The sequence below is a fragment of the Castellaniella sp. UC4447_H14 genome, from assembly GCF_052978285.1.
The window spans coordinates 1,944,930-1,969,289 of the sequence record NZ_CM129666.1; the positions used below are offsets into that span (position 1 = coordinate 1,944,930).

General features: G+C 63.4%; 22 protein-coding genes and 1 tRNA gene. 17 read left to right on the forward strand and 6 right to left on the reverse strand.

Going from position 1 to position 24,360, the window contains the following annotated elements:
• The first annotated feature begins 2 nt into the window (after positions 1-2).
• From ACVCMJ_RS09325 to ACVCMJ_RS09355, 7 genes are read left to right on the forward strand one after another with little or no spacing between them, the layout of a single operon-like run.
• Positions 3-1,220: a hypothetical protein gene (locus ACVCMJ_RS09325; RefSeq protein ID WP_447081139.1), complete on the forward strand. Its 1,218-nt coding sequence runs from the start codon at positions 3-5 to the stop codon at positions 1,218-1,220.
• A 12-nt stretch (positions 1,221-1,232) separates the two neighbouring features.
• Positions 1,233-2,447 carry a DegT/DnrJ/EryC1/StrS family aminotransferase gene (locus ACVCMJ_RS09330; protein WP_447081140.1) on the forward strand — a complete coding sequence of 405 codons (1,215 nt, stop codon included), beginning with the start codon at positions 1,233-1,235 and terminating at the stop codon, positions 2,445-2,447.
• A gap of 34 nt (positions 2,448-2,481) precedes the next feature.
• Positions 2,482-3,621 carry a glycosyltransferase family 4 protein gene (locus ACVCMJ_RS09335; RefSeq protein WP_447081141.1) on the forward strand — a complete coding sequence of 380 codons (1,140 nt, stop codon included), beginning with the start codon at positions 2,482-2,484 and terminating at the stop codon, positions 3,619-3,621.
• A 15-nt stretch (positions 3,622-3,636) separates the two neighbouring features.
• On the forward strand, positions 3,637-5,592 hold the full coding sequence (gene asnB, locus ACVCMJ_RS09340) for an asparagine synthase (glutamine-hydrolyzing) (protein WP_447081142.1): 1,956 nt from the start codon (positions 3,637-3,639) through the stop codon (positions 5,590-5,592).
• Entirely contained in the window at positions 5,589-6,743 is a 1,155-nt protein-coding gene (locus tag ACVCMJ_RS09345) for a glycosyltransferase family 4 protein (protein WP_447081143.1), read from the forward strand. The genes asnB and ACVCMJ_RS09345 overlap by 4 nt, the downstream gene beginning before the upstream one ends.
• A complete protein-coding gene (locus ACVCMJ_RS09350; RefSeq protein ID WP_447081144.1) occupies positions 6,740-7,363 on the forward strand; it encodes a sugar transferase in 624 nt (207 codons plus the stop codon). The genes ACVCMJ_RS09345 and ACVCMJ_RS09350 overlap by 4 nt, the downstream gene beginning before the upstream one ends.
• Positions 7,360-8,013 (forward strand): NeuD/PglB/VioB family sugar acetyltransferase, encoded by a 654-nt coding sequence (locus ACVCMJ_RS09355; protein WP_447081145.1) that lies wholly within the window; start codon positions 7,360-7,362, stop codon positions 8,011-8,013. Before ACVCMJ_RS09350 ends, ACVCMJ_RS09355 begins: the two co-directional genes overlap by 4 nt.
• A gap of 258 nt (positions 8,014-8,271) precedes the next feature.
• On the opposite strand, the gene ACVCMJ_RS09360 is transcribed toward ACVCMJ_RS09355, so the two are convergent.
• Complete coding sequence (locus ACVCMJ_RS09360; protein ID WP_447081146.1) at positions 8,272-10,425, reverse strand: polysaccharide biosynthesis protein; 2,154 nt, start codon at positions 10,423-10,425, stop codon at positions 8,272-8,274.
• Positions 10,426-10,844: 419 nt separating this feature from the next.
• Between ACVCMJ_RS09360 and ACVCMJ_RS09365 the strand changes: the two genes are divergently transcribed.
• On the forward strand, positions 10,845-11,741 hold the full coding sequence (locus ACVCMJ_RS09365) for a LuxR C-terminal-related transcriptional regulator (RefSeq protein ID WP_447081147.1): 897 nt from the start codon (positions 10,845-10,847) through the stop codon (positions 11,739-11,741).
• Between the two features lie 61 nt (positions 11,742-11,802).
• Here the strand turns inward: ACVCMJ_RS09365 and bcsQ are convergent, their stop codons facing one another.
• From bcsQ to ACVCMJ_RS09390, 5 genes are all read right to left on the reverse strand, one after another.
• Entirely contained in the window at positions 11,803-12,513 is a 711-nt protein-coding gene (gene bcsQ / locus ACVCMJ_RS09370; RefSeq protein ID WP_447081148.1) for a cellulose biosynthesis protein BcsQ, read from the reverse strand.
• Positions 12,514-12,943: 430 nt separating this feature from the next.
• Positions 12,944-13,018, reverse strand: a tRNA-Val gene (locus tag ACVCMJ_RS09375).
• Positions 13,019-13,178: 160 nt separating this feature from the next.
• Positions 13,179-13,904 carry a DNA polymerase III subunit epsilon gene (gene dnaQ, locus ACVCMJ_RS09380; protein WP_447081149.1) on the reverse strand — a complete coding sequence of 242 codons (726 nt, stop codon included), beginning with the start codon at positions 13,902-13,904 and terminating at the stop codon, positions 13,179-13,181.
• A gap of 17 nt (positions 13,905-13,921) precedes the next feature.
• Positions 13,922-14,374 (reverse strand): ribonuclease HI, encoded by a 453-nt coding sequence (gene rnhA, locus ACVCMJ_RS09385; protein ID WP_447081150.1) that lies wholly within the window; start codon positions 14,372-14,374, stop codon positions 13,922-13,924.
• Positions 14,367-15,137 carry a class I SAM-dependent methyltransferase gene (locus tag ACVCMJ_RS09390; RefSeq protein WP_447081151.1) on the reverse strand — a complete coding sequence of 257 codons (771 nt, stop codon included), beginning with the start codon at positions 15,135-15,137 and terminating at the stop codon, positions 14,367-14,369. Before ACVCMJ_RS09390 ends, rnhA begins: the two co-directional genes overlap by 8 nt.
• A gap of 15 nt (positions 15,138-15,152) precedes the next feature.
• Between ACVCMJ_RS09390 and gloB the strand changes: the two genes are divergently transcribed.
• The 9 genes from gloB (at position 15,153) to pilP (ending at position 24,350) form a co-directional block, all read left to right on the forward strand.
• Entirely contained in the window at positions 15,153-15,962 is an 810-nt protein-coding gene (gloB, locus tag ACVCMJ_RS09395; protein WP_447081152.1) for a hydroxyacylglutathione hydrolase, read from the forward strand.
• Between the two features lie 7 nt (positions 15,963-15,969).
• A complete protein-coding gene (locus ACVCMJ_RS09400; protein ID WP_447081153.1) occupies positions 15,970-17,355 on the forward strand; it encodes a transglycosylase SLT domain-containing protein in 1,386 nt (461 codons plus the stop codon).
• Between the two features lie 302 nt (positions 17,356-17,657).
• On the forward strand, positions 17,658-18,440 hold the full coding sequence (gene fabI, locus ACVCMJ_RS09405) for an enoyl-ACP reductase FabI (protein WP_447081154.1): 783 nt from the start codon (positions 17,658-17,660) through the stop codon (positions 18,438-18,440).
• 232 nt (positions 18,441-18,672) lie between these two features.
• Positions 18,673-19,479, forward strand: coding sequence for a transporter substrate-binding domain-containing protein (locus ACVCMJ_RS09410; protein ID WP_447081155.1), 807 nt, complete (start codon positions 18,673-18,675; stop codon positions 19,477-19,479).
• A 211-nt stretch (positions 19,480-19,690) separates the two neighbouring features.
• Complete coding sequence (locus tag ACVCMJ_RS09415) at positions 19,691-20,056, forward strand: hypothetical protein (protein ID WP_447081156.1); 366 nt, start codon at positions 19,691-19,693, stop codon at positions 20,054-20,056.
• Positions 20,057-20,124: 68 nt separating this feature from the next.
• Complete coding sequence (locus ACVCMJ_RS09420) at positions 20,125-20,703, forward strand: toxin co-regulated pilus biosynthesis Q family protein (RefSeq protein ID WP_447081157.1); 579 nt, start codon at positions 20,125-20,127, stop codon at positions 20,701-20,703.
• Positions 20,700-22,424, forward strand: coding sequence for a PilN family type IVB pilus formation outer membrane protein (gene pilN / locus ACVCMJ_RS09425; RefSeq protein WP_447081158.1), 1,725 nt, complete (start codon positions 20,700-20,702; stop codon positions 22,422-22,424). The genes ACVCMJ_RS09420 and pilN overlap by 4 nt, the downstream gene beginning before the upstream one ends.
• A complete protein-coding gene (gene pilO2, locus ACVCMJ_RS09430) occupies positions 22,421-23,764 on the forward strand; it encodes a type 4b pilus protein PilO2 (RefSeq protein ID WP_447081159.1) in 1,344 nt (447 codons plus the stop codon). Before pilN ends, pilO2 begins: the two co-directional genes overlap by 4 nt.
• Positions 23,751-24,350 (forward strand): type IV pilus biogenesis protein PilP, encoded by a 600-nt coding sequence (gene pilP / locus ACVCMJ_RS09435; RefSeq protein WP_447081160.1) that lies wholly within the window; start codon positions 23,751-23,753, stop codon positions 24,348-24,350. The genes pilO2 and pilP overlap by 14 nt, the downstream gene beginning before the upstream one ends.
• Positions 24,351-24,360 lie beyond the last annotated feature (10 nt).

Sequence of the window (24,360 nt, forward strand, 5' to 3'; positions counted from 1 at the left end):
CCATGGACCCCCTGGACTCCTTCTCCTCCGCCTGGCAAGTCGTCAGCGCGGAACTTGTGCTCGTGCTGGGCCTGTTCGTGGCCAAATTCGCCGGGCAGGCGTTCGGTACGCCTTTGCGGCGAGCCCTGATGCTTTACGCATGGCATACCGCCATCTGCTTCGTGGCGGTCTGGTATGCCCTTCAGAACGGCGCCGATGCGCTCGACTACTACATGCACGCGCTCGCCGGCGACATCGAGTTCCGCGCCGGCACGGCCGCCGTGAGCTTCGTGACCGTGCTCTTCGCCTCGACCCTGAGACTGTCCTTCCTCGGCACCACGCTGGTCTACCAGACTCTGGGATTCATCGGCCTGCTGGCCCTGGATGCCAGCCTGCGTCTGGCCACGGCCGGCAAACACCGCTACACAAGGCTTCTGGCGACGCTTACGGTGCTGCTCCCATCCATCAGCTTCTGGTCATCGCTGATCGGCAAGGACGCCATTTCATTCCTGTCCATGGGCCTGACGCTATGGGCCGCGCTGAATCTCGGACGGCGCCTCTGGCTCATGGTCGCGGCCGTCGCTCTCATGCTGATGGTGCGCCCGCACATCGCCGGGATCATGGTCATGGCGCTGGCCGGTTCGTTCGTCGTGAAGCGCAAGGTTCCCATAGGCAGAAGAATCCTTCTGGGCGGCGCGGCGCTCGCGGCATCTGTGGTGATTGTCCCCTACGCCCTGAACTACTCGGGCCTGGGCGAAAACGCGGATGCAACCGACCTCAGCGCCTACATCGATCACCGGCAAGCAGTCAGCGAGGTCGGGACCACGAGCATCGACTTGTCCTCCATGAGCCCGCCCATGCAACTTTTCGCCTACCTGTTCCGCCCGCTTCCCTACGAGGCCGGAAGCGCGTTCGGGCTGATCGCCTCCATGGACAACGTCCTGCTCCTGTTGTTGTGCGGACTTGGACTGTGGAACAGGATCCTCGGCCGCCGCGGTTCACCGCTGGGGAACCGGACGTTCATGTGGCTGTATGTCCTGATCACCTGGACCGTGCTGGCCGTCACAACCGCAAACCTCGGAATTTCGCTGCGTCAGAAGTGGATGTTCGCTCCCGTCCTGATGTTCCTGCTGCTGTCGCGCATCGGCCGGATCCGTCTTCCGGCAAGCGCTCCGCGGCACCCCGTACCCGTCATCCAATCCATCCGCCAGCCACAGCCCCAAAGATCCTTACTGCCCTGAAGAGTCAAAGCCATGCTCAATACGCCATTCTCACCCTGGCCCAGTTTTACGCAGGAAGAGGCCGACGCGGTACGCGACATCATTCTCTCGAACAAAGTCAATTACTGGACCGGTGAGCAGTGCCGGCAACTGGAACAGGAATTCGCCGACTGGTCCGAATGCCGTTACGCAGTCGCCGTCAGCAACGGCACCGTGGCACTGGATCTGGCGCTTCGGGCCATCGACGTGGGTGCGGGCGACGAGGTGATCGTCACATCGCGGACCTTCCTGGCATCCGCGTCGAGTATCGTCAACGTAGGCGCCGTCCCGGTTTTCGCGGACGTCAGCCGGGATTCCCAGGACATCACGGCGGAATCGATCGCCGCCGTCCTCACTCCCCGCACACGCGCCATCATCTGCGTGCACCTCGCGGGTTGGCCCTGCGACATGGACCCCATCATGGCTCTGGCCGGCCAGCATGGACTGAAGGTGGTGGAAGACTGTGCCCAGGCGCACGGCGCCCGCTACAAGGGGCGGTCGGTAGGCTCCATCGGGCATGTGGCCGCCTGGTCGTTTTGCCAGGACAAGATCATGACTACCGGGGGCGAGGGCGGCATGGTGACCACCCAGGACCCGGCCGTCTGGCGACGCGTCTGGGCCTTCAAGGACCATGGCAAGAACTGGGACGCGGTCTACGCCCGGCACCACCCGACGGGATTCAGATGGCTGCACGAAAGCTTCGGAACCAACGGACGCATGCTGGAGGCACAAGCCGTCATCGGACGCATCCAGCTCCACCGGATGCCACAATGGCACGCCCGACGCGTGGCCAACGCCCGGCGAATCTGGGCCACGGCAGGCCGGCTGCCCGGTCTGCGCGTACCGCGCCTTCCGGAAGGCATCGAGCACGCCGCGTACAAGTGCTACGTGTTCGCCGATGCCTCTGCGCTCCCGCCCAACTGGGGCCGGGACCGCATCATGGCCGAAATCAATGCGTGCGGCGTTCCCTGCTATTCCGGGTCGTGCTCGGAGATCTACCTGGAAAAGGCATTCGATCACACCGGCTTCCGACCCGCCAACCGCCTGCCCAACGCTAGGGAACTGGGCGAGTCGGCATTGATGTTTCTGGTGCACCCCACGCTCACCGAGGCGGAGATCGACAAGACCTGCGGGGTGCTGGAAGACGTCATGAGGCGCTGCACGGCAACCGCGCCCAACGGGCGAGAGCAACCCATGCTCATGGCCTGAAAGGCGGAACTGCCCGGCATCTGCGTGCGCCTCTATGAAAATCCTCCACGTCATCACCGGCCTGAGCAATGGCGGAGCCGAAGCGGTGCTGTTCCGGCTGGTGGCCGATGACCAAGGCTCGGGCAATCAGCACACCGTGATCTCCCTCATGGATCGTGGAATCTATGCCGCTCGCCTGGAGCAGGCCGGATGCGCGGTGTACTGCCTGAACATGGCCCGGGGCCGATTCAGCGCGCGGGGTGCGATCCAGCTCTACCGGAGAATGAAGGCGCTGCAACCGGATGTGGTGCAAACGTGGATGTACCACGCCAACCTGATGGCCGGCGTCGCGGCGCGGCTCATGGGAGTCCGGGCCATCGTGTGGGGGGTGCGGCAATCGAACCTCGACCGGGACAAGAACAGCAGGATGACCCTGTTCGTGATACGCCTGAGCGCCCTGATGTCGCGATTCATTCCCGCACGTATTGTCTGCTGCTCCGAGCACGCCGTTCAACTGCACCGGCGAGCGGGCTTCTGCGCCCGAAAAATGGTCACCATCCCCAATGGCTTCGATCTGAAAGCGCTGCCCTTCAGCGCGGGCGTCCGCATCAAGGCCCGCGAGGCCCTGCAGATCGATGGGCGGCAACCGGTGATCGGAATGATCGCACGCTTCGATCCACTGAAGGACCATTCCAACCTGCTGGCAGCGCTGGCCACCCTGAAGCAGAGACGATGCCCATTCATCTGCCTGCTGGTGGGCCCCGACATGACCCCCGACAACACTGCGCTGGTCGCGCTTCTGGCTCGGACGGGCCTCAACGGAAACGTCCGGCTTCTGGGTCCGCGGCACGATGTGCCCGCGCTCATGAATGCCCTCGATCTGCACGTGCTCTCCAGCGCGGGGGAATCCTTCCCCAACGTTCTGGCCGAAGCCATGGCGTGCGGAACGCCCTGCGTCACCACCGACGTGGGCGATGCGGCAGCCATCGTCGGGGACCTGGGTTGGGTCGTGCCGGCACGCTGCCCACCGGCACTGGCAAACGCTATCCTGTCGGCCCTGGAAGAACGCCACCGCGAGCCCAGCCGGTGGCAACGGCGCCAGGCGGATGGACGGAGCCGAATTGCCGCCCGCTTCAGTCTCGGACAAATGGCGGCCGCCTATCACACCGTCTGGGACAGTCTGCACCCTAACTAGAAGGTCATCGTCATCATGTGCGGTTTCGCCGGTTTCTATCAGCCACGGCCCAGCGGGCCGAACTCCGTCGATGTGGTTCGGCGGATGGCGGACGCTATCGCATACCGGGGTCCCGATGATTCCGGCACCTGGACTGATGGCGGGCTGACGCTGGGACACCGCCGCTTGTCCGTGCTGGATCTGTCGCCGGCAGGTCACCAGCCCATGCATTCCGAGAACGGGCGCCACGTGATCGTCTTCAACGGCGAGATCTACAACCACCGGGCGCTGCGGCAGACCCTGGAATCAAAAGGCGAGGCGCCCGCCTGGCGCGGAACCTCCGACACCGAGACGCTGCTCGCGGGCTTTGCCGCCTGGGGCATCGCGGCCACCCTGCGCGCCTGTGTCGGCATGTTCGCCCTGGCGGTCTGGGACCGGCGCAACAAGGTTCTGACGCTCGCGCGCGACCGGCTGGGTGAAAAGCCGCTGTACTGGGGCTGGCAGCGCGACACGCTGCTCTTCGGCTCCGAGCTGGCAGCGCTGAAAGTCCACCCGGCGTTCGAGAACCGCATCGATCGCGATGCGCTGACGCTACTGCTGCGCCATAGCTACATCCCGGCGCCCTACAGCGTTTATCAGGGCATCCAGAAACTGCCGGCGGGCCATTTGCTCACGCTGCACCTGCCCGAGCGCGCGCGCCCCGTGGCCGAGCCGGAACCGTACTGGTCCTTCAATGAAGCCGTGACCGAAGGACTGCGGCACCCGTTCGAAGGCTCGGACGAGCAGGCGATCGACGCACTGGAACACCAACTCAGCGCGAGCATCCGGGACCAGATGCTGTCGGATGTCCCCCTGGGGGCTTTCCTGAGCGGCGGCATCGACAGCAGCACGACGGTTGCACTCATGCAGTGCCAGAGCGCGCGCCCCATCAAGACCTTCACAGTGGGGCTGGATCATGGAACCTACGACGAAGCGAGCCATGCGCGGGCAGTGGCCTGCCACCTGGGAACCGACCACACAGAATTGCGCATCCAGCCACGCGACGCGCTCGACGTCATTCCCAAGCTGCCGGGAATCTACACCGAGCCGCTTGCGGCCGATTCGCAGATTCCCATCTTCCTCATCAGCCACCTGGCGCGCCAGAGCGTCACCGTCGTGCTCAGTGGCGACGGAGGCGATGAGCTGTTCGGCGGCTACAACCGCTATCTGACGGCGCGGAAAGTCTGGCGCGCGATGCAGCGTCTCCCCCGCTACGCGCGCACCGCCCTGGCCGCACTGTTGCGCGCACTGCCGCCCGCCACCTGGGACCGGCTCTTCACAGTGGCAAGGCCACTGTTGCCCGGCGCGCTGAGAATCGCCATCCCGGGCACCAAGGCGCAGAAGCTTGCGAATGTCCTCCCGCTGAGCGAGGAAAAGGCCTATTTCCTGAGGCTCTGCAGTCACTGGCCTGATCCCGCCCTCGTGGTTCGCGACGCCACTGAACCGAAAACGTTGCTCACGGGGGCAGGCGAGGGGCCAATCACCGACCGCTTCGAACACTGGATGATGGCCATGGATGCCCAAATGTTCCTGCCGGAAGAGGTCCTCGCCAAGGTGGACCGCGCCGCCATGGCCAACAGCCTGGAGACGCGCGTGCCCATGCTCGATCATCGGGTGGTGGAACTCGCATGGCGCATGCCGCTCGAACTGAAGATCCGCCACGGGACTGGCAAGTGGCTGTTGCGCCAGGTGCTTTACCGGCATGTACCCAAAGCGCTGGTCGAACGCCCCAAAATGGGATTCGGCATCCCGATCGACAGCTGGTTGCGCGGCCCGCTCAAGGACTGGGCGGAGTCGCTGCTGACCGAACACAGTTTGAAGGCCGGCGGCTACTTCCATCCCGCGCCGATCCGCAAGCGCTGGGAGGAGCACCTGAGCGGCCAATACAACCGGCAGTACCAGCTGTGGCCCGTGCTGATGTTCCAGGCGTGGCTGGCCGAGCAGACCCGATGAGCGCGCGCAAGACTCCGGTATTCCTGATGGTAGCGGGCTTCCCGGACTCCATCATGTCCTTTCGCGGCGCGCTCATTGCGGCACTGCAAGCCGACGGCTTCAAGGTTCATGTCGCGGCGCCCGACCTGCCCGCGACGAGCCCGCTCCGCCGGCAGTTGGAGGCCCTCGGCGTTGACGCACACGAGATCACACTGCACCGCACCGGCACCAACCCGAAGGCCGATCTGGCCACACTCCTGAACCTCTGGCGCTTGATGCGCGACATACGTCCCGACGTGTTCCTGGGCTATACCATCAAACCCGTCATCTACGGCTCGCTGGCGGCGTGGCTGGCCCACGTGCCGCTTCGTTTCACGCTCATCACCGGGCTCGGATACGCCTTTCGCAGCGCCGGCCAGGACCGGCGGATGAAGCTGCTTAGAAACGTCGTCCGGAAGCTTTGCGCGCTGGCCCTGCGCACTACCAACAAGGTTTTTTTCCAGAATCCCGACGACCAGGCCGTCTTCCGCACGGCGCACATCGTGGGCGGACGGACGCCTTCGTATGTCATCAATGGCTCAGGCGTCGATATCCGTCATTATCAGCAGGCTCCATTGCCGGAAAGCCTCTGTTTCCTGCTGATTGCGCGGCTGCTGGGCGACAAAGGCGTACGGGAGTACGCACAGGCGGCCGCCCGGATCCGCGCACGCCACCCGGAAATCGTCTTTAACCTGGTGGGCTGGATCGATGACAGTCCGGATGCCATCCGGCAGGACGAACTGGACCAATGGCTTGCAGCGGGCACACTGAACTATCTGGGTAGGCTGGGCGATGTAAGGCCCGCCATCGCAGGCTGCAGCGTCTACGTGCTGCCGTCCTACCACGAGGGCACGCCGCGGACGGTGCTCGAAGCCATGGCCATGGGACGCGCCATCATCACCTGTGATGCGCCCGGCTGCCGCGAAACGGTCCGCGACGGACAGAACGGTTATCTGGTGCCGGTCAAGTCCGCCGACGGGCTGGAGCAGGCCATGCAGCATTTCATCGACGATCCGACGCTGGCCGCCCGGATGGGCGCGCAGTCTCGCGCAATTGCGGAGGACAAATACGACGTTCACAAGGTCAACGCGACCCTCCTGGAGCAGATGGGGATCGGAGAACCGGCTCGATGATTCCGAGCCTCAAGCGTGTCATCGACATCACGGGATCCGCAGCCGCCCTGCTGATCCTGTCGCCCGTCCTGGCGATCATTGCATGGCGGGTACGCCGGGAACTGGGCACACCGGTTTTCTTCCGGCAAGTCCGCCCTGGCTGGCAAGGACGAACCTTCGAACTCGTCAAGTTCCGCACCATGCGGGACACCGATGGAACCGACGCCGAACGGCTGACTCCCTTCGGACGCTTCCTGCGAGCCAGCAGCCTGGACGAATTGCCGGAACTATGGAATGTCCTCAAGGGCGACATGAGTCTGGTCGGTCCACGCCCCCTGCTGGTCGAGTATCTTGCGCTGTACAGCCCGGAGCAGGCGCGGCGGCACGACGTCCGCCCCGGAATGACCGGGTGGGCTCAGGTAAACGGGAGAAACATGCTCACCTGGGAAGAGAAATTCGAACTCGACGTCTGGTACGTCGACCACCGCTCCTTATGGCTGGACCTGCGGATCCTGCTTTTGACCGTCAAGACCGTCTTCAGGCGTGAGGGAATCCATGCCCAAGGCGACGCCACCATGCCCCGCTTCAGAGGCTCACAACCCCTGCCGGCCGGCCCTGACTCGCTGGAGGACAAGGTATGAAATCCCCGCTGTTTGCCGTCTACGGCGCAAGCGGCTGCGGCCGCGGCATCATGCCGCTGGCGCGCGCCCAACTACGCGGACGGGGTGACACCGCGGAGCGCCTGGTCTTCATCGACGACGAGCCGTGGGCTTCGATCGTCAATGGCCAAAGAGTCATGAGCTACGAAGACTTCATGGGCTGCGAGGCCAGCGAACGGCACGTGATACTGGCGGTTGCGGACGGGGCCGTGCGCGAACGCCTCGCCCGGCGATGCGCGGAAGACGGCATCGAGCCCTGGACCGTGACGGCCGCGAATGTCGTCATGATGGACGACGTCATCGTCGGCGAAGGAGCCGCCCTGAGCCCGTTCGTCACTCTGACTTCCAACATCAGGATCGGTCGCCACTTCCAGGCAAACTTGTACAGCTACGTCGAACACGACTGCACGATAGGGGACTTCGTGACCTTCGCCCCCGGCGTGCACTGCAATGGCAACATCCTGATCGAGGACCACGCTTACATCGGTTCGGGCGCAGTGATCAAGCAAGGCCATGCTGGCAACCCCCTGATCATCGGCAAGGGCGCCACGGTCGGGATGGGGGCCGTCGTGACACGCAGCGTGCCGGCGGGCGCCGTTGTAGTCGGCAACCCGGCGCGTCCCATGGGTTGATTCCCCGCGAGAGCCTACGCGGCACCCCATTCGTCCCCGACGCCGCGTCAGCTCCAAAGGGCCTGCCGTCATTCGACGGCATTTTCATATCAGTGTCCCGTTCGGTTGATCCTGATGTTTGAATTCGGCGCCTGTGCCCCCCATACTGCGTTGCAAATCCTCGTGATAGCCCTTGCTATCACTGCGGTTCGCGCCTTGTCTGGATGGCGCATGCATCCGAATTCAAGGACACAAACCAACCGAGCGGGACACTAGAGCTTACGCGGCTCCCCGCCGCTCCGCTTGATTGGCTGCCGGCCGGCGCATCTGGGAAACCGATACCAGACGGGCCTTCGCAGGCCAATCGGTGCACCGCCGCGCAGGAGTGACCAGGCTCGGCGCCCGCGTGCTGCCTTGCTCCACGAGCTTTTCCTGGTGGACCCAGTCGACGAGCTTCGCCGCCTCCGGATAGCCTTCGACCAGCTCACAGAAAAGCGTGCGGATTTGTGCAAAATCTTCTTGCGCAAGCGCGTCCGAGATTTTTTCCAAGGCGCCCTCGAGCGTCTCCCAGTCCAGGCACTTTTCGCTGGCCCGCATGATCATCGGATGATCCGTCGCAGTCACATTGTCGCCAATAAGCAATTCTTCGTAGAGTTTCTCACCCGGACGCAGGCCGACAAATTCGATCGCAATGTCTCCATCCGGCCGATCCGGCGTGCGCAGGCTCAGGCCCGACAGGGCAATCATTTGTTCGGCCAGGTTCACGATCTTGACCGGTGCGCCCATGTCCAGCACGAAGACATCCCCGCCCTGGCCCATGGCGCCGGCCTGGATCACGAGCTGCGCAGCCTCGGGAATCGTCATGAAATACCGGGTGATCTCGGGGTGAGTCACCGTCACCGGACCGCCGCAGCGGATCTGCTCACGAAAGAGCGGGATCACGGACCCCGAGGACCCCAGCACATTGCCAAAGCGCACCATGACGAATCGGGTCCGGTTGGCCGGGTCCCGGCCCCCGTCAGCGCTAGTCATCGACGAGACTTCCTGAGCCAGCGCCTGCAGCACCATCTCGGCCAGCCGCTTGGTGCTGCCCATGATGTTGGTGGGACGTACCGCCTTGTCCGTGGAAATCAGCACGAAGTGGCGCACGCCGGCCTGCAGGGCGGCCTGGGCGCAGTGCAGCGTACCGAATACGTTATTGAAGATGCCCTCGGCCACGTTGTGCTCCACCATCGGCACATGCTTGTAAGCAGCCGCGTGGTAGATCGTGCTGACCTTCCAGGTCACCATCACATTGACGGCGCGCTGCTGGTCGCAGACGGATCCGAGGATGGGAACGATTTGAATCTTGCTCCCGGCGCCCGACACGAGCTCTTCCAGCTCGCGATGAATATGATAAAGATTGAATTCGCACTGCTCGAAAAGGATCAGGGTCTGCGGCGCACAACGAAGGATCTGCCGGCACAGTTCGGAGCCAATCGACCCGCCAGCCCCCGTGACCATCACCACCTGGTCGCGAATGCATCGTTCAAAGAGGCGCATATCGGGTTGGACCGGATCTCTTCCCAGCAAGTCGGAGATGTTGACTTCCCGAAGCTCATCCGCCTTGATGCGGCCGCTCGCCAGGTCAGCCAGACCCGGCACCGTTTGCACCCTGACAGGGAAGGGCGCAAGCAACTTCACGATCTCCGCGCGCCGGCTGCGCGGTGCGGACGGAATCGCCAGCAGAACCTCCTCAGGATCACGCTCCGTCATCACGAGCGCCATGTCCTCAGGGGCATAGACCAGCACCCCCGCGACATATCGCCCGACCAGTTGTGGATCATTGTCCAGAAACGCCACCACCTGCCGGTGGCCGCCCTGACGCAATGCGTACAGAAGCTGATTCCCCGCCACCCCGGCACCGTAGATGGCGACACGCATCTGCGCCGTGTCCGCTGTGCCGCCAATGCCCGGCAGAAAGGAAAACAGCCCGGGGCCGAGCCCGAGGTGTCGGCCGAAATACTGACGCATGGCGACCCGTAGCCCCCCGATGAAGAGCAGACAAAGCATCCAGTAGATGAAGATGATGGAACGCGGCATGATCTGGGCTGGCGACGCCAGAACATAGATCGCCCCGATCAGCAGAACCGACGAGGTGCTGATCGCCAGCGCCAAGGCCATCAGCGCCTGATATCCAAGACAGTGCACCACTGCGCGATAGAGGCCGCAGCGCACGAAGATCGGCAGCGTGACGGCAGGCGCCAGAACAAACAACCAGCCGTGCAGGTACGGTTCAATGGCCTGATCGGATCCCAGCCGCAGGTAAAACGCCAGCCAGAGGCAAAACCAGATCAGTAGCGTATCGACCACCAATTGCAGCGCGCGTTTTCGGGTCCGGGGCAGAGCGAGCAGATACGCCCGCAGCCCCGCTTCCGCATCCAGGCGTGTCATGCCATTGTCATAAACAGCCGCCCTTGAAGCCATCTCGCCCCCCGCCATTGCGTTGGTTCCGCTCGTCCCGACAAGCGTTCTGAAATCGTCTGACGACTGCATCATAGGTAAACGATGGCCTGTAACCCAGAAGGCATTCGATGTAGGGCACTAGTCCGATTCGCCCACTCCCGAGGTTAGGGAAAACGGTCTGGGGCAAACGTACGATCCTGTGGAACGAGGCTCTGAACAAGGAATAAGATAGTGAAGAGAAGACAGCAGGCTGTTGCAGACGGTATCCAGTTTTGGAAGTCCGATGATGCTCGATTTTCGCCGCATATCGTACCCAGCAGCCCCCAAGAACGTGTAAATTCGCCTCATGGCCTGGCCCGCCAGACGGGTCCCCGGCCAAGAGGCAAAGGACAGCTGAGGTGATACCCATGATTTCTGTCACAGTCGTTGAGCCGTACGCGTTGATTCGTCTGGGTATCCAGCAGCTGTTGCGCAAGATTACGAACGACATCGCCTCCGAAGGTATTGACTACCAGCAGCTGTTCCAGGGGGCGACGACAAACCGTTCCACCAATCTCATGTTGTTGTCGGTACCCGATACTTACGAACGTACCTTGGAACTCATCAGCGCGGCGGAAGCCCGCTACGCCCCACAACGCATCCTGTTGCTCTCCGAGGCGCAGACGCTTCCGTATTCGCTGCTGAACATGCCTCCGAGCCTGGCGGGGTATATCTCAAAACACTCGTGCCACGACGTGCTCGCCTCGGCCGTCACGTTGGTTCTGGCGGGCGGCAAATGCTTTCCCGCCCCTACCAACAGCCACCCGGCCACGAATGGCGATGGGCGGCCCAACGATCCTCTCTCCGGTGGACGGCGCTGGTACGATCACACCCAGCCGACACCCGTCGATACGGGCAACGAAACGGGCCCCCAGAATCTCCTTTCGACCATCCTGCAAACACGCGCCCCGGCCATCCGGCCTTCGGCCTCTTCTGTCCGCCCCACGCCGCAGCTGCTGGAAAACCAGGGTTCCGAACCCCTTTCCGCCGACATCGTCAACCAGGAGTCGAGGCTGCTCAATCTGACGCCGCGGCAATATGAAGTCTTGGTCTTGCTCGCCCGGGGACAGCCGCTTAAAAAAGTCAGCCGTGAGCTCGACATCTCGCTTGCGACCGCCAAGACGCACACCGAAGCGCTTTACCAGCGGCTATCCGTCAACAACCGCAACGCAGCGGTCTATGCCGCGCTTTCGCGGGGGGCGACGCTGGGATGGTACGACGGGGAACTGAAAGATCCCGAGAAGCTGAAACGATTCCACGCCTGATCACCCGGCCCGCACGCGCGTGCCGGAAGAACCGCGATACCGCGCGTTCGCGCTGTGGGATCTAGCGGTTTTCCAGGCACCACGCGGCCAACGACCGGGCCGTCTGGCTGGGAACCGAATCCGGCTGGTAACGCATGGGCGTGGTTTTGCAGGCGAGAGCCTCATGGAAGCACTCGTCCTGATACACACTGAACGGCAGTACGCGAGCGCCGTAGCGGTGATGCCAGTCGGCCACGATGTCGCATTCCAGCCGCTTGCCGGGGTCCAGGCCATTGACGAGCAGATGGCTGGACTCGCCCAGCCCCAGCTGGGCGAGCAGCACATGCGCCGCCACATCGGGGTGCGCAACGAGCATATCGAGCGTGCTGCGAAATCGCAGCGCAGGAGCCATCCGATAGGGCAACGCCGGGCAGTCGAACAGAACCCAGTCGAAATCCGGCTCCAGATCGGCCAGCGCCTCCAGCCAGAACCCTTCGCCCCGCAACAAATGGGAAAGACCTGACTTTTCGATGGCGCGGCGCCCAAAGGGCGCCAGACAAAGCCCGGGGGCGATCCTGAAGGCCTGCTGACGCCAGCCCTTGGGAAACAGCGCACTGACCCAGCCATGATCGTCGGAATAGGGCACATTGAAATGCAGCCGCAACAAGTCTGACGCATTCAGGTCGACCATGAGGATGCGCTGCTCCTGGGCGTGCAACGCATCGCCCAGCATGGCCACGATCGTACTGGCCCCGACACCGCCGCGAATACCACAGACCGTAACCAGGTTCACCGGCCCTCTCCTGGTCGCGGTTCGTCGATAAGCGGATCCGCCATCGCCGCAGGAAACACCCGGTCGATTTCCGCCAAAAGAGGCCAGCACGCCAGGGCGCGCGAGTGCTCTCCCAAGCCAGGGCACGAGGGGTCGGGCCAGGCGGCGGGTAACGACGGGGACACTGCGGGCTGGATGCCGCTGATCGCCTGGCCGTCCACGTGAAGGGCGTCCGGCGATGAAGCATTAGCCTGACTGACGACCACATGGGACATGACGGCAACTCCTATCTTCCGCGCAGCACGGTCTTGCACCTTGGCGACCATCACAGACGCCTGTGGGCGCGCGTCCTCTCCGTGCTGACTTGTGATGAAGATAATGGCTTTTTGCCGCGTGCGCGTCAGGGCAGACGGCTGATCAGACATTCAGGCGGCTTCGGGCATACGGGGGATGGTGGGCGGTACTGGTTTCGAACCAGTGACCTCTGCCGTGTGAAGGCAGCGCTCTACCACTGAGCTAACCGCCCAGTTGGACGCTACCGGGAAATGGCACAGTGCGTGCCAGGCAGCCAACTGGAAAGACAGCGATTATACACGATTCGATGTCCGCACCACTCACGGCACACGTAGCCTGAAACGCCCGCGCCGGGCCGGCCGCGGCAAAGCCAACGCCCGAAAAGCCGTCGATCAGGCATCCGTAACGGGGGCACCGAGCCGGCGCCAGAGGCTCTGTCCGCCAGCCGCCTCGTCCAGCCCGTCCAGGTAGGCCTCGTGAGCCTGCAGGTCCTCGTCTCTGACGGCAACCACGACCAGGCCCGACGCGTCGAATCCGGCAGCAGCACCGCCGGCACTGTTTGCGGCGGCGGTGCCATCGACGCTGTCATCGAGCAACGAGTCCTGGCCGCGGGTCATGGACAGCCAGACCTCGCCCAGCAGCTGCGAATCCAGCAAGGCGCCATGCAGCGTCCGATGGGCGTGCGAGATGCCGAAGCGCTCGCAGAGCGCATCCAGATTGTTGCGCTTGCCCGGAAACATCTCGCGGGCGACCAGCAGCGAATCGGTGATCCCGGCGCATAGCGTCGTGAAGGCCGGCAAGGACGCACGCTCGAGTTCCGCATCCAGGAACTTCACATCGAAAGCTGCATTGTGGATGATGACTTCAGAGTCCTTCACGAAATCGGCGAGCTGTGCCGCAATTTCGGGGAACCGCGGATGGCCGGACAGAAACTCGGTCGTCAGCCCGTGGATCCTCAACGCGTCCGGATCGCTGTCCCGGTCAGGGTTCAAATACAGATGGAGGTGCCGGTCCGTCACCCGACGGTTGACGATCTCCACGCAGCCGATCTCCACCACGCGATGGCCGAGACCAGGCTCCAGGCCCGTGGTTTCGGTATCGAGCACGACTTGACGCATGAAATCTCCTTGGCGATTCAGACCGCAGCGGTCAGCAATTCCGCCACGCCCTGGTTGGCCAGCGCGTCCGCGCGCTCGTTGCCCGGATCGCCCGCGTGGCCTTTCACCCAGCGCCAGTGTAGTTCATGGCCGGATGCCAGCTCGTCCAGCGCTTGCCACAGATCGGCATTCTTCACCGGCTTCTTGTCAGCCGTCTGCCAGTGGCGGCGCTTCCAATTGGGCAGCCATTCCGTCATCCCCTTCTTCACATAGATGGAGTCCGTGTGGACGGTCACCACGCAGCGGCGCTTGAGCGCGCGCAACGCCTGAATGACCGCCAACAGCTCCATGCGATTATTGGTGGTGAGTGCCTCGCCGCCATGCAACGTTTTCTCGCGCGTCCCCTGGCGCAGCAGCGCGCCCCAGCCGCCTGGGCCCGGGTTGCCCTTGCATGCGCCGTCGGTCCAGATCTCCACGACGGGATCAGCCATGATGGTCCTTCAGTTGGTTGGCCACAGGGGCGACGGCTGGCCGCCGGCCGCGGCGGCGCCGCTCGCCGCCTCGCCACGACGGCCCCACCAGGCGCATTCCGGTGACGCGCTTGACGGCGGCAATGGCATAAACCGCTCCGACCGACGGCCACCAGCGGTCACCCGCATGTTCCATGAAATGCCAGCGCTGCAACCAGGCCTGCGTCGCGCACAGCGGGACATAACAACCGAAGCGCCCCCGATCGAGTTCGAAGGATAGCAGCTTGAACCAGTCCTTCAGGCGCGAAGGCGACACCTGCGAGGGCACGGGCACCGGCAGACGCAACCCAAGCCCCGGGAGCGACTCGCGCACACCCCACAAACTGTATGGATTGAAGCCGGTGATCACCACGCGGCCTTCAGGTCTCAGCGCTCGCTCGACTTCGCGCAGCACCTGGTGCGGGGCTTCGCACCATTCCAGCGTGTGCGGCATCACCATGAGATCGATGCTCTGACTGTCGAAAGGGAGTTGCTCCGGCTCGCAGATCAGGCGCCCCGCCCGCGCCGCCATGGGCGCACTCGCGCTATGCGCCCAGGCCTTGTGAGGCACCCGATTGGCCTGCAGCAAGTCCCAGTGCGGCAGACCGATTTGTATGGCATGATAGCCGAATGCATTGGTGACCATGGCATCGACCTGACGCTGCTCCCAGGCTCGTACGTATTGCCCCATCGGGGTTTCCAGCCATTGCGCCAGTTCGATCGGCATTGCGCGCTGTAGTGCCACCCTGACTCCTTTGCCATGAAACTGATTGAACCGACCGACGATGCGCCGGCGACCCTGATTCCCATTCCCGCGCTCTCGGATAACTATATCTGGATGGTACAGAAAAATGGCCACGCGCTGGTCGTGGACCCCGGAGAACCGGGACCCGTCGAATTGCTGTTGTCGCGCGGCCTGATGCTGGAAGCCATCCTGATCACCCATCACCACAACGACCATACGGGCGGCGTGCGGGCATTACAGCAGCGAACCGGCGCGCGCGTCTACGGGCCCCGCGCTGAAAATCTCCCGGCCTGCGACGTGCCGCTGTCCGAGGGCGATGGCGTGAATCTGCCCGGTCTCGGCCTGCAATTCCAAGTGCTGGAAATCCCCGGCCACACGGCGGGCCACATCGGTTATGTGGGCCTCATCGGTGCGGAACGTCCGGTAATTTTTTGCGGCGATACGCTGTTCGCGGCCGGTTGCGGGCGCCTGTTCGAAGGTACCCCTGCACAAATGGTCGAATCCTTGGGTAAAATCGGACGGTTGCCTCCAGGGACCCTGGTCTGTTGCGCGCATGAATACACTGCCGCCAACATCCGCTGGGCCTTGCAGGTCGAACCCGAGAACGTGGCCTTGCAGGCGCGGGCTCGGGAAACTGCCAGGCTGCGCGCACAGAACCAGCCGACGCTGCCATCGCGTCTGGATCTGGAACTGCAGACCAATCCGTTCCTGCGCACCTGGCACCCGGATGTACGCGCAGCCGCAGACCAGCGGGCCGCCCGACGCCTGGACAGCCCCCAAGCCGTCTTTGCTTGCCTGAGACAATGGAAAAACGATTTCAAATGATCCGCCCATGAAAATCCTGCGATTCCTTCTACCTCTGGTTCTGGTGGTGCTGGCGGGATGCGCCACTCATCGACAGGACGCCAGCCAGGGCAGGGCCTACATTGCAAAAGACACCTCTCGAACCGTCGATCTGACTCACCCGCCCCGAGACATGTGGGACCGCATCCGACGAGGCTTCGCCATCCCCAACCTGCATAGCGAGCAGGTCGATTACTGGACCGACTACTACGCCTCGCACCCGCAGTCCGTACTTCTCATGAGCCAGCGGGCCGGAAAATACCTCTATTACATCGTCGACGAACTGAGCCGTCGCGGCCTGCCCACCGAGCTCGCCCTGCTTCCCTTCGTTGAATCCGCCTACGACCCCAACGCGTTATCGCGATCCCAGGCTTCCGGGCTCTGGCAGTTCGTCCCCAGCACTGGGCTTCACTACAATCTGGAGCAGGATTGGTGGCGCGACCAGCGCCGCGATCCGGTCGCATCTACCCAGGCGGCGCTGAATTACCTGACATACCTGTACGACCTGCAAGGCGACTGGTATCTGGCGTTGGCCTCGTACAACTGGGGCGAAGGCGCGGTCAAGCGATCCATGGACAAGGCTGAATCCCAGGGGATCGTGCCGACCTACCTGACGATCGACCTTCCGGACGAGACTCGCAACTACGTGCCCAAACTGCAAGCCATCAAAAACATCATCGCGCGCCCTGACAAATTCGGCATCGTCCTGCCCAAAGTCACCAATGCGCCCTATTTCATTACTGTCCACAAATCGCGCGACATGGACATCGCCGTAGCGGCCGCCCTGGCGGAGATGCCACTGGACGACTTCCGCGCCCTGAACCCCTCGTTCAACCGTCCGATCATTCTAGGCAAGCACAACCCGGCCTTGCACCTGCCGCTGGACAAAGTCCAGGCCTTCAACAGCAATCTCGCGGCATACAACGGCAACCTGGCGTCCTGGGAGATGGTGCAGCCCAAACGCGGCGAGTCGCTGGCCACCATCGCCCGGCAACACGGCACCACAGTAGACCAGCTTCGGGCTGCCAATGCCCTGAGCAACCGCACGACCCGAGTCACCACGGCGCTGCTGGTACCCCGGCAGGCTGCACCCACCGCCGGCGTGCAATTCGTGTCCTATCAGCCTCAACCGCCGGGCAAGCCGGGACTGGACGCGAGTCCGCGCCCCACCCGCGAACGCAGCGCGACCCGCGCCTACCCGCGCCGAGAGCCCGTTGCCCGGACGCACACCATCCGGCAAGGAGATACGCTGTATTCCCTGGCCCGCCGCTACAACACGTCGGTAGACGCCCTGCGCAAGCTCAACAACCTGAAGGGCTCGTCGCTGGCGACCGGCCAACGCCTCCGCGTCCCCGGCGCCGATGTACAGGGATGAGTGCGGACGCCGGACAGTCCCTGCGGACTGTCCGGCGCCTCACTCATCGGAGCCGCATGCAGGCGGCGAGGTGGGCCGATGTAGCCTCACGAACCGGCGGGGCATGCAGGCCACGCCGTGGGCACAGCGGCATCGGAGCCGCATGCAAGCGGCGAGGTGGGGTGAGTGTGGACTTATGATCGCCCCTGCGGGCGATCATAAGCCTCACGAACCGGCGGGGCATGCAGGCCACGCCGTGGGCCGGTGCAGGCAACATAGGTAAACTATCGCCCAACCATCACTCTTACAAGTAGGACAGCATCATGGGCTTTCTAACCGGCAAACGCATCCTGGTCACCGGGGTGCTTTCGAACCGCTCCATCGCCTACGGCATCGCACACGCCTGCCGCAAACAGGGTGCCGAGATCGCACTCACCTACGTGGGCGAGCGCTTCGAGGAGCGCGTACGCAAGTTTGCAAGCGAACTGGACAGCGACATCGTCATCCCCTGCGACGTATCGGACGATGCCCAGATCGAATCGGCCTTTTCGTCATTGCACGAGCACTGGGACGGACTTGACGGCCTGGTGCATTCCATCGGGTTCGCACCGCGAGACGCACTGGAAGGCGACTTCCTGGATGGCATGACGCGCGAAAACTACCGCATTGCCCACGACATCTCCGCCTACAGTTTCCCCGCCCTCACCAAAGCGGCGCTCCCTCTCCTCGAGGGTCGCAACGGCTCGGTCCTCACACTGACCTATCTGGGGGCGGAGAAGGCTATTCCCAACTACAACATGATGGGCTTGGCCAAGGCTTCCCTGGAAGCCAGCGTGCGCTATCTCGCGCGGTCGCTGGGCCCCAAAGGTCTGCGCGCCAACGGCATTTCCGCAGGCCCCATCAAGACGCTTGCCGCGAGCGGCATCCGCGATTTTTCGAACATGCTGAAGTACGTGGAATCCCAATCGCCGCTGCGGCGAAACGTCACGATCGAGGACGTTGGCAACGCCGCCTCATTTCTGCTCTCGGACTTGGCGGCCGGTGTCACCGGCGAGATCCTGCACGTGGATTGCGGGTTCTCCAACACCGTCCCCGGGATGGAGTGATCTGTCGGGCGCATCATCCCACGCTCCCTCCGCGGTAACGCGTCGGACGCAAAACAGGCAGGGCCTCCGTTGACGCGAGGCCCTGCCTGTCTCCGCCGCCCCAATGTTGTCGCACTCCCGCCCGCACAATACAACACAGGGTTATAGCGGGTTGTTGCGTTGCCGAAGATACGCGAAGGTAGTGCGTCGAAGGCTGCACGTCTTGCGACCGGACACTTTCACGGAGACTGGAATGAACAATGGGGTAAAGATTTTGTATTCGGCCGTGGCACTGGCGCTGTGCGCGGCGGCGGCGCCTTCGTCCGCACTGGAATTGGACCAGATCAAGCAGGCGGGCGAAATCCGGGTGGCCATCAACGAGGGGCTCCCGATGTTCAGTTTCCTGGGTTCCGATCTGCAACCCGACGGGTCTGACATCGCCGCCGCAAAACTGCTGGCCAAAGACCTGGGCGTCAAGCTCAAGCTGGTGTCGGTCTCCACCGCCGCCCGCATCCCGACGATTCAGACCGGCAAGGCCGATGTCACGGTGGCTGCCCTGTCCATCACACCCGAGCGGTCCAAAGTCGTGGACTTTTCCCTTCCGTACTCCATGATCGAAATCACCGTGGCAGCCCCACAGGACGTCAAGATCGCGGGGTACAAAGACCTGAAGGGCGTCACCATCGGGCTGACGCGCGCCACGGTGAACGATGCCGACATCAGCAAGAACGCGCCGGACGCCAACATCCGGCGCTACGAGGACGACGCGACGCTGGTCACCGCGGCCGTCAGCCATCAGGTCAAGGCCGTGTCGTCCAACCCGGCCATCATGGGCGAAATCAACAAGAAGTTGACGCAGAACCCTTACGAGACCAAGTTCGTCCAACGCGAATTCGAGCTGGGTATCGCCATCCCGAAGAACAATCCGAAGCTGAAAGCCTGGCTGGACCAGTGGGTGAGCACGAACTTGAAGAACGGCAAGCTGAACGACATCTACAAGCACTACCACGACGGTCGTGCCCTGAGCGAGCACGTGCTGAAGGGCGGCAGTGGCGCCTGAATTCCGGGATTCAGACTGAAGAATGCGCGGCACGGCCGCGCATTTTTTGGCGGAACCAACGGAGGGACCAGGCTGGTTACTGGCGGACAAGAGGGGATTCGAACGGATAGAAAATACGCCAGGATCCAGATGTAGTTCTCTTGAGTGCCTACTGAAATGCCTACGTTTTTGAGGGTCGATTAGGTCCCTCGGAAGCCTCGAGGGAGTGCGAATGGTCAAAAATAGCGCCGAAATCCTGTCTTGTGGTCCGCTTCGCGTTCGCGTTACGCCATCCCAGATGCATCGGTTGAAAGCCGGCGCAGAAATGGAGGGCATCCCGTTCGCGGACTTCGTCCGTGGTGTTCTCGACCAGGGACTCGGGATCCGCGAAGAACTGACCAACCTGCGCCGGCTGATCGTCGCACATGACGATTCTCCCGCAAGCCCTGTAGTCGCCGGGGCGGACCACATGACTCACGCTGTGGCAGTCGAAACGCTGTTGCTGATTCGCCAGTTAGTCAGGCCGGAAAATCTTCGAGCTGTGCGCGCGGATTTATCCCGCCTCGGGCTCACCCCGTTCCCATCCACCAGGCCTTGACCGCCTGACTTGGCCAAGGCGCCGCCCTTGGGCGCCTTCCGTCATCCTTCCAATCAGGAGTTCTCCCCATGCACGTCGTCGTGTGCAGGGTCGCGATCGCATGCGCGGCCCTGGTTCTCTGCATCCCATCGATGGCCGCGACCACCGGCCCAAGGCCATCCATCCGGGTGAAGATCATCAACCCGGGTGAGGAGCAACCGTCAACCCCGGCGGCGCCCACGGCCGCGGCCCCTGCCAGCGTGGCGGGGACGACCGCGAAGCCTGGTACAACCCAGGCACCAGTGGCGGCCGCACAAGAGGTGAAGACGGCCCCCGTCGCGGCGGTAGAAGCGGACGACGGCACGAAACCCACGAAGGAGATCGCCGCGTCCGCGTCAAAACCCGCAGCGCCCGCAAAACCCGCTTGGAACGCCGAGACGGGCTCGACGCTGCGCGCGACCGTGGAAGCCTGGGCGGCCAAGGCGGGCTGGACTGTCCGGTGGGAAGCGGACGATCTGAACTACCCGATCGATGTCGGGTTTTCCATGGAGGGAGCCTTCACCGACATCGTGAGCGCCACCTTCGATCTCTACAAAGCCGCGCGGCGGTCCTTCAAGGTCTGGCTCTACGAGCCGCAGCACCTGGTGGTCGTGCAGGAGAAAAAATGAAACGCCTTTCCACTACTGTCGCGGTCGCGCTCGCAATATCCGGCTGCGCAGTCCAGCGCACCAATGACACCATCAGGGCCGCCGACAAAACGGCGGAATCAATCACCAGCAAGGTTGACGACGCGCGCGCGGCACGATCCCCTTCTGTCATCGTCGAGGACAAACCGTGGGTGTCGCTCAAACCCATCGCGGTCGTGCCGCACGATACACGGCTACCGGAGTCCATGCGCTGCAAGCTCACGTTTGCACCGGTTCAGCCGGTGTCGCTGCTTGAATTCAGTCAGATCGTGACGCAGCTGTGCGGCGTGCCGGTGCGGGTCACGCCCGACGCCCTCGCATTTCTCTCCGGCGCGCGGCCGGCCTCGGGCCGTACGGGGGGAGGCTTGCCGCCGGTGCCCCCGCTGCCGTCTCGTACGCCGGCATCTGCGAAGATCCTGCCCACAGTCGGGCCGACGCCCATCGTCCCGCAGTTGATGGCGAACGCTGCCGAATACGGCCAATCGGGCATGATTTCCGGCATCAAATGGGCGGGCAAACCGATTGCAGGTCTGCTTGATGTTGTCACGGCACGGCTTGGTCTGTCCTGGCGCTACGAGCACGGGGCCATCTCCGTCTTCCACGTCGATACCCGCACATACCGCCTGACCGTGGTGCCGAGCACCACGACCATGAAGTCCGTTGTGACGACGGGCTCGACACTGAGCCAGGCATCGAACGGTTCAAGCACGGGGTCCAACGCATCGGGGGGCGCCGCCGATTTGTCTGGCAGCAGCAGCCAGAGCACCGAGGTTGCCATCACGACCAATATCGTGAAGGACATCGAGGCGACGGTGAAGAGCATGCTCACGGCCGACGGTCAGATGCACATGTCGTATTCGACGGGGACGGTTGCTGTGACGGACACCCCGGAAGTTCTGGACCGCATCGGGACATACCTGGCGGCCGAGAATGCGAACCTGCAGCGCATGGTGCGCATCAACATCGACCTGCTCGTTGTCACCCTCAATTCCAGCGATCGCTTCGGTATCAACTGGAACCTCGTCTACAAGCAGCTCGCTGGCAAGTACGGCGGGAGCATCGTGGGCGGAATGTCGCCCGGCGACGGGTCCGTCGTGTCGTCGCTCGGAGTACTCGACACCGCGAATTCGGAGTTCAGCGGGACGAAGCTGATTTTTGACGCGCTCTCGACGCAAGGGACCGTGTCGGTCCTCACGACGCCGACGATCAACACCCTTAACCTTCAGCCCGCGCCGCTGCAGATTGCCCAGCAGCAGTATTTTGTGAAGGGCTCCACTTCGACCGCGACCGCCAATGTTGGCCTGCAGTCGAGCATGGAGCTTGGCGCCATCACCACGGGTTTCAACGTGAGCGTGCTGCCGAACATCATTGACAGCAATGACCTGCAGCTGGACATCAGCGGGTCAATCTCGCCGCCGGCGACGCTGCGGCAGATCGACAAAAACGGGGCATACGCCGAAGCGCCCGACACGAGCAGCCGGACGTTCCAGCAGCGGGTCCAGTTGCGTAGCGGCCAGACCGTGGTGCTCTCCGGCTATGAGCAGACCAACGACCAGGGAAACAAGGCGGGCGTTGGAGATCCAGGCTTCATGGCCTTGGGCGGCAGTGCCTCGCGGACATCCAAGCGGGAAGTGCTCGTGATCCTGGTGACACCTGTGATTCAAGACCCGTCTCCCACGACGTCGGCACGGAGCGCAACATGACAGACCACGCGCAGGCAGCGTCCGGGGACGTTGCGGTGCTCTCGATAGGATCGCGCCGCTTCGCGACTGGCCTGCGCTGGCAGAATCTGCGCAGCAGCGTGAAGTACATGGACGAGGCCCGGGCATTCGGCCGTGAAAACCAGATGGACATCGTCGCGATCCGGGTCAGCAAGGTGATCCAGGCCGGGTTCGTGGCGAAGGCCCGTGGTGTAGACCGCTCGATGTATAGCGCCGCAGCCGTGTTGATCGATACCCTCGGACAGTCGTGGCTCGCCGCATTTTTGCTGGACGACGGACGCTACTATCTGGTCGCTGCCGATAAAGATGCTGTGATCCCCGATACCGATTTTGTGGGTACCGAGGAAGATGCCCTAGGCTGGGCAAGGGCACTCGCCGGGCAATTCGGCTGGTCAGAAGACCAGTTGATCGTTCCGGCGTCCTGGGCGATGGGAGGGCACGAAGAGTCGATCGCATCGGTCATGGCGCGCGCGCAAGTGAAACGAAGCCACCGGCTGAAATCACTGCCTCTGGGCCTTGCCCGTGAAGAGTGGTTGCGCCTCGGGGCTGCTGCGGTCGGCATCGCCGCCGTGTTCGGCGTGGGCTTCTACTTCTGGCAGCAACACACTGCGCGTTTGCTCGAGTCGCAGCGCGCCGCCGCACGCGTTCGGGCTGACGAGATGGCGAGGCTCTCGGCCGAACAGGCCCGCATGATCGCGAAGAGCTCGCTCACGCGCCCCTGGACATTGAAGCCGCTCGCGCGTGAATTTCTGAAGACCTGCGAACAGACGCTCTACGAACTGCCGCTTTCGGTAGGGGGATGGGTCTTTGAGGGCGGGCATTGCGATGCAGCGTCGATGACCGCGACCTATAAGCGCAGCGCCGGCACCACGAATCTGGACTACCTCGCCGAGTTCAACAAGGTTTTCCCGGGCGAACACGTGGCGACAACGATCAGCGCCGACGAAACCGCGAAATTCGCATTGCCGGTTTCGATGACCGCCGGCGGCGACGAATACGACGAGCTCCGGGCGAACGCCCGGGACGAGTTCGTATCGCATTTTCAGCGGGTCGATCACAAGTTGCAGGTCAAGGCGACGCAATCGGTGTCGCTGCGGCCCGACGTTCTCCCGAACGGCAAGCCCTGGCCGAAGGATCTCGCGCCGCCCAAGCCGACCTGGCGCACCTACACCTTTGCCTTTGACAGCGCGCAGGCCCCCTCGAGCGTCCTGGACGGGTTCCCGCCCGCCGGGCTGCGCATCGAATCCGTGGAGACGCGACTCGATGCCGGCAACGCCACGCTCGTCTGGCACACCAATGGAGTGATTTATGCACGGCAATAAGTTCCGAGCCTGCCTGCTCGCCTTCGCGGCCTCGACAGCAGCGGCCACCGCCGCCGCAGCCACGCACCCTCATGGGACCCCGAATGCCCGGCATTCCATACAGGCAACACCGAGTCAGCCGAAGCCGACGCCGGCGCCGACCCAGACGCCAGCTCCGGTGCCCGAAGCCCAAGGCGCGCGCGTGGGAGACCTTGCGCGCATCCAAGAGGAGCGCCTGCTTGCGAAAGCACGCCTGGACCTACTCACGATGCAGGGGCAGCTGAAAGCGGCCGGGGCCAAAAACGGACAGGTTGACCAAAGCTATGCGCCAACCGTCAAAGCCGTGCTGGGCACTGGCGGAAGACTGTATGCGACCTTCGCGTACCCGGGGAACATGACCATGGATGCGAAAGTCGGCGACGTGATCACCGGCGGCTACACCGTCGAGTCGATCGGCGTTGACCAAGTCGTGCTTTCACGCGACGGGAAAAAGCTGCGGCTGGGATTTTCCGCAAGCCCCCCGACTCCGTTGCCTGACGCACAAGCCGGGGCCGGAACATTTGCTCCCGGATTCAACACCGGCATGCCCTCCCGTATGCCGCGCTAACAGGACCTCG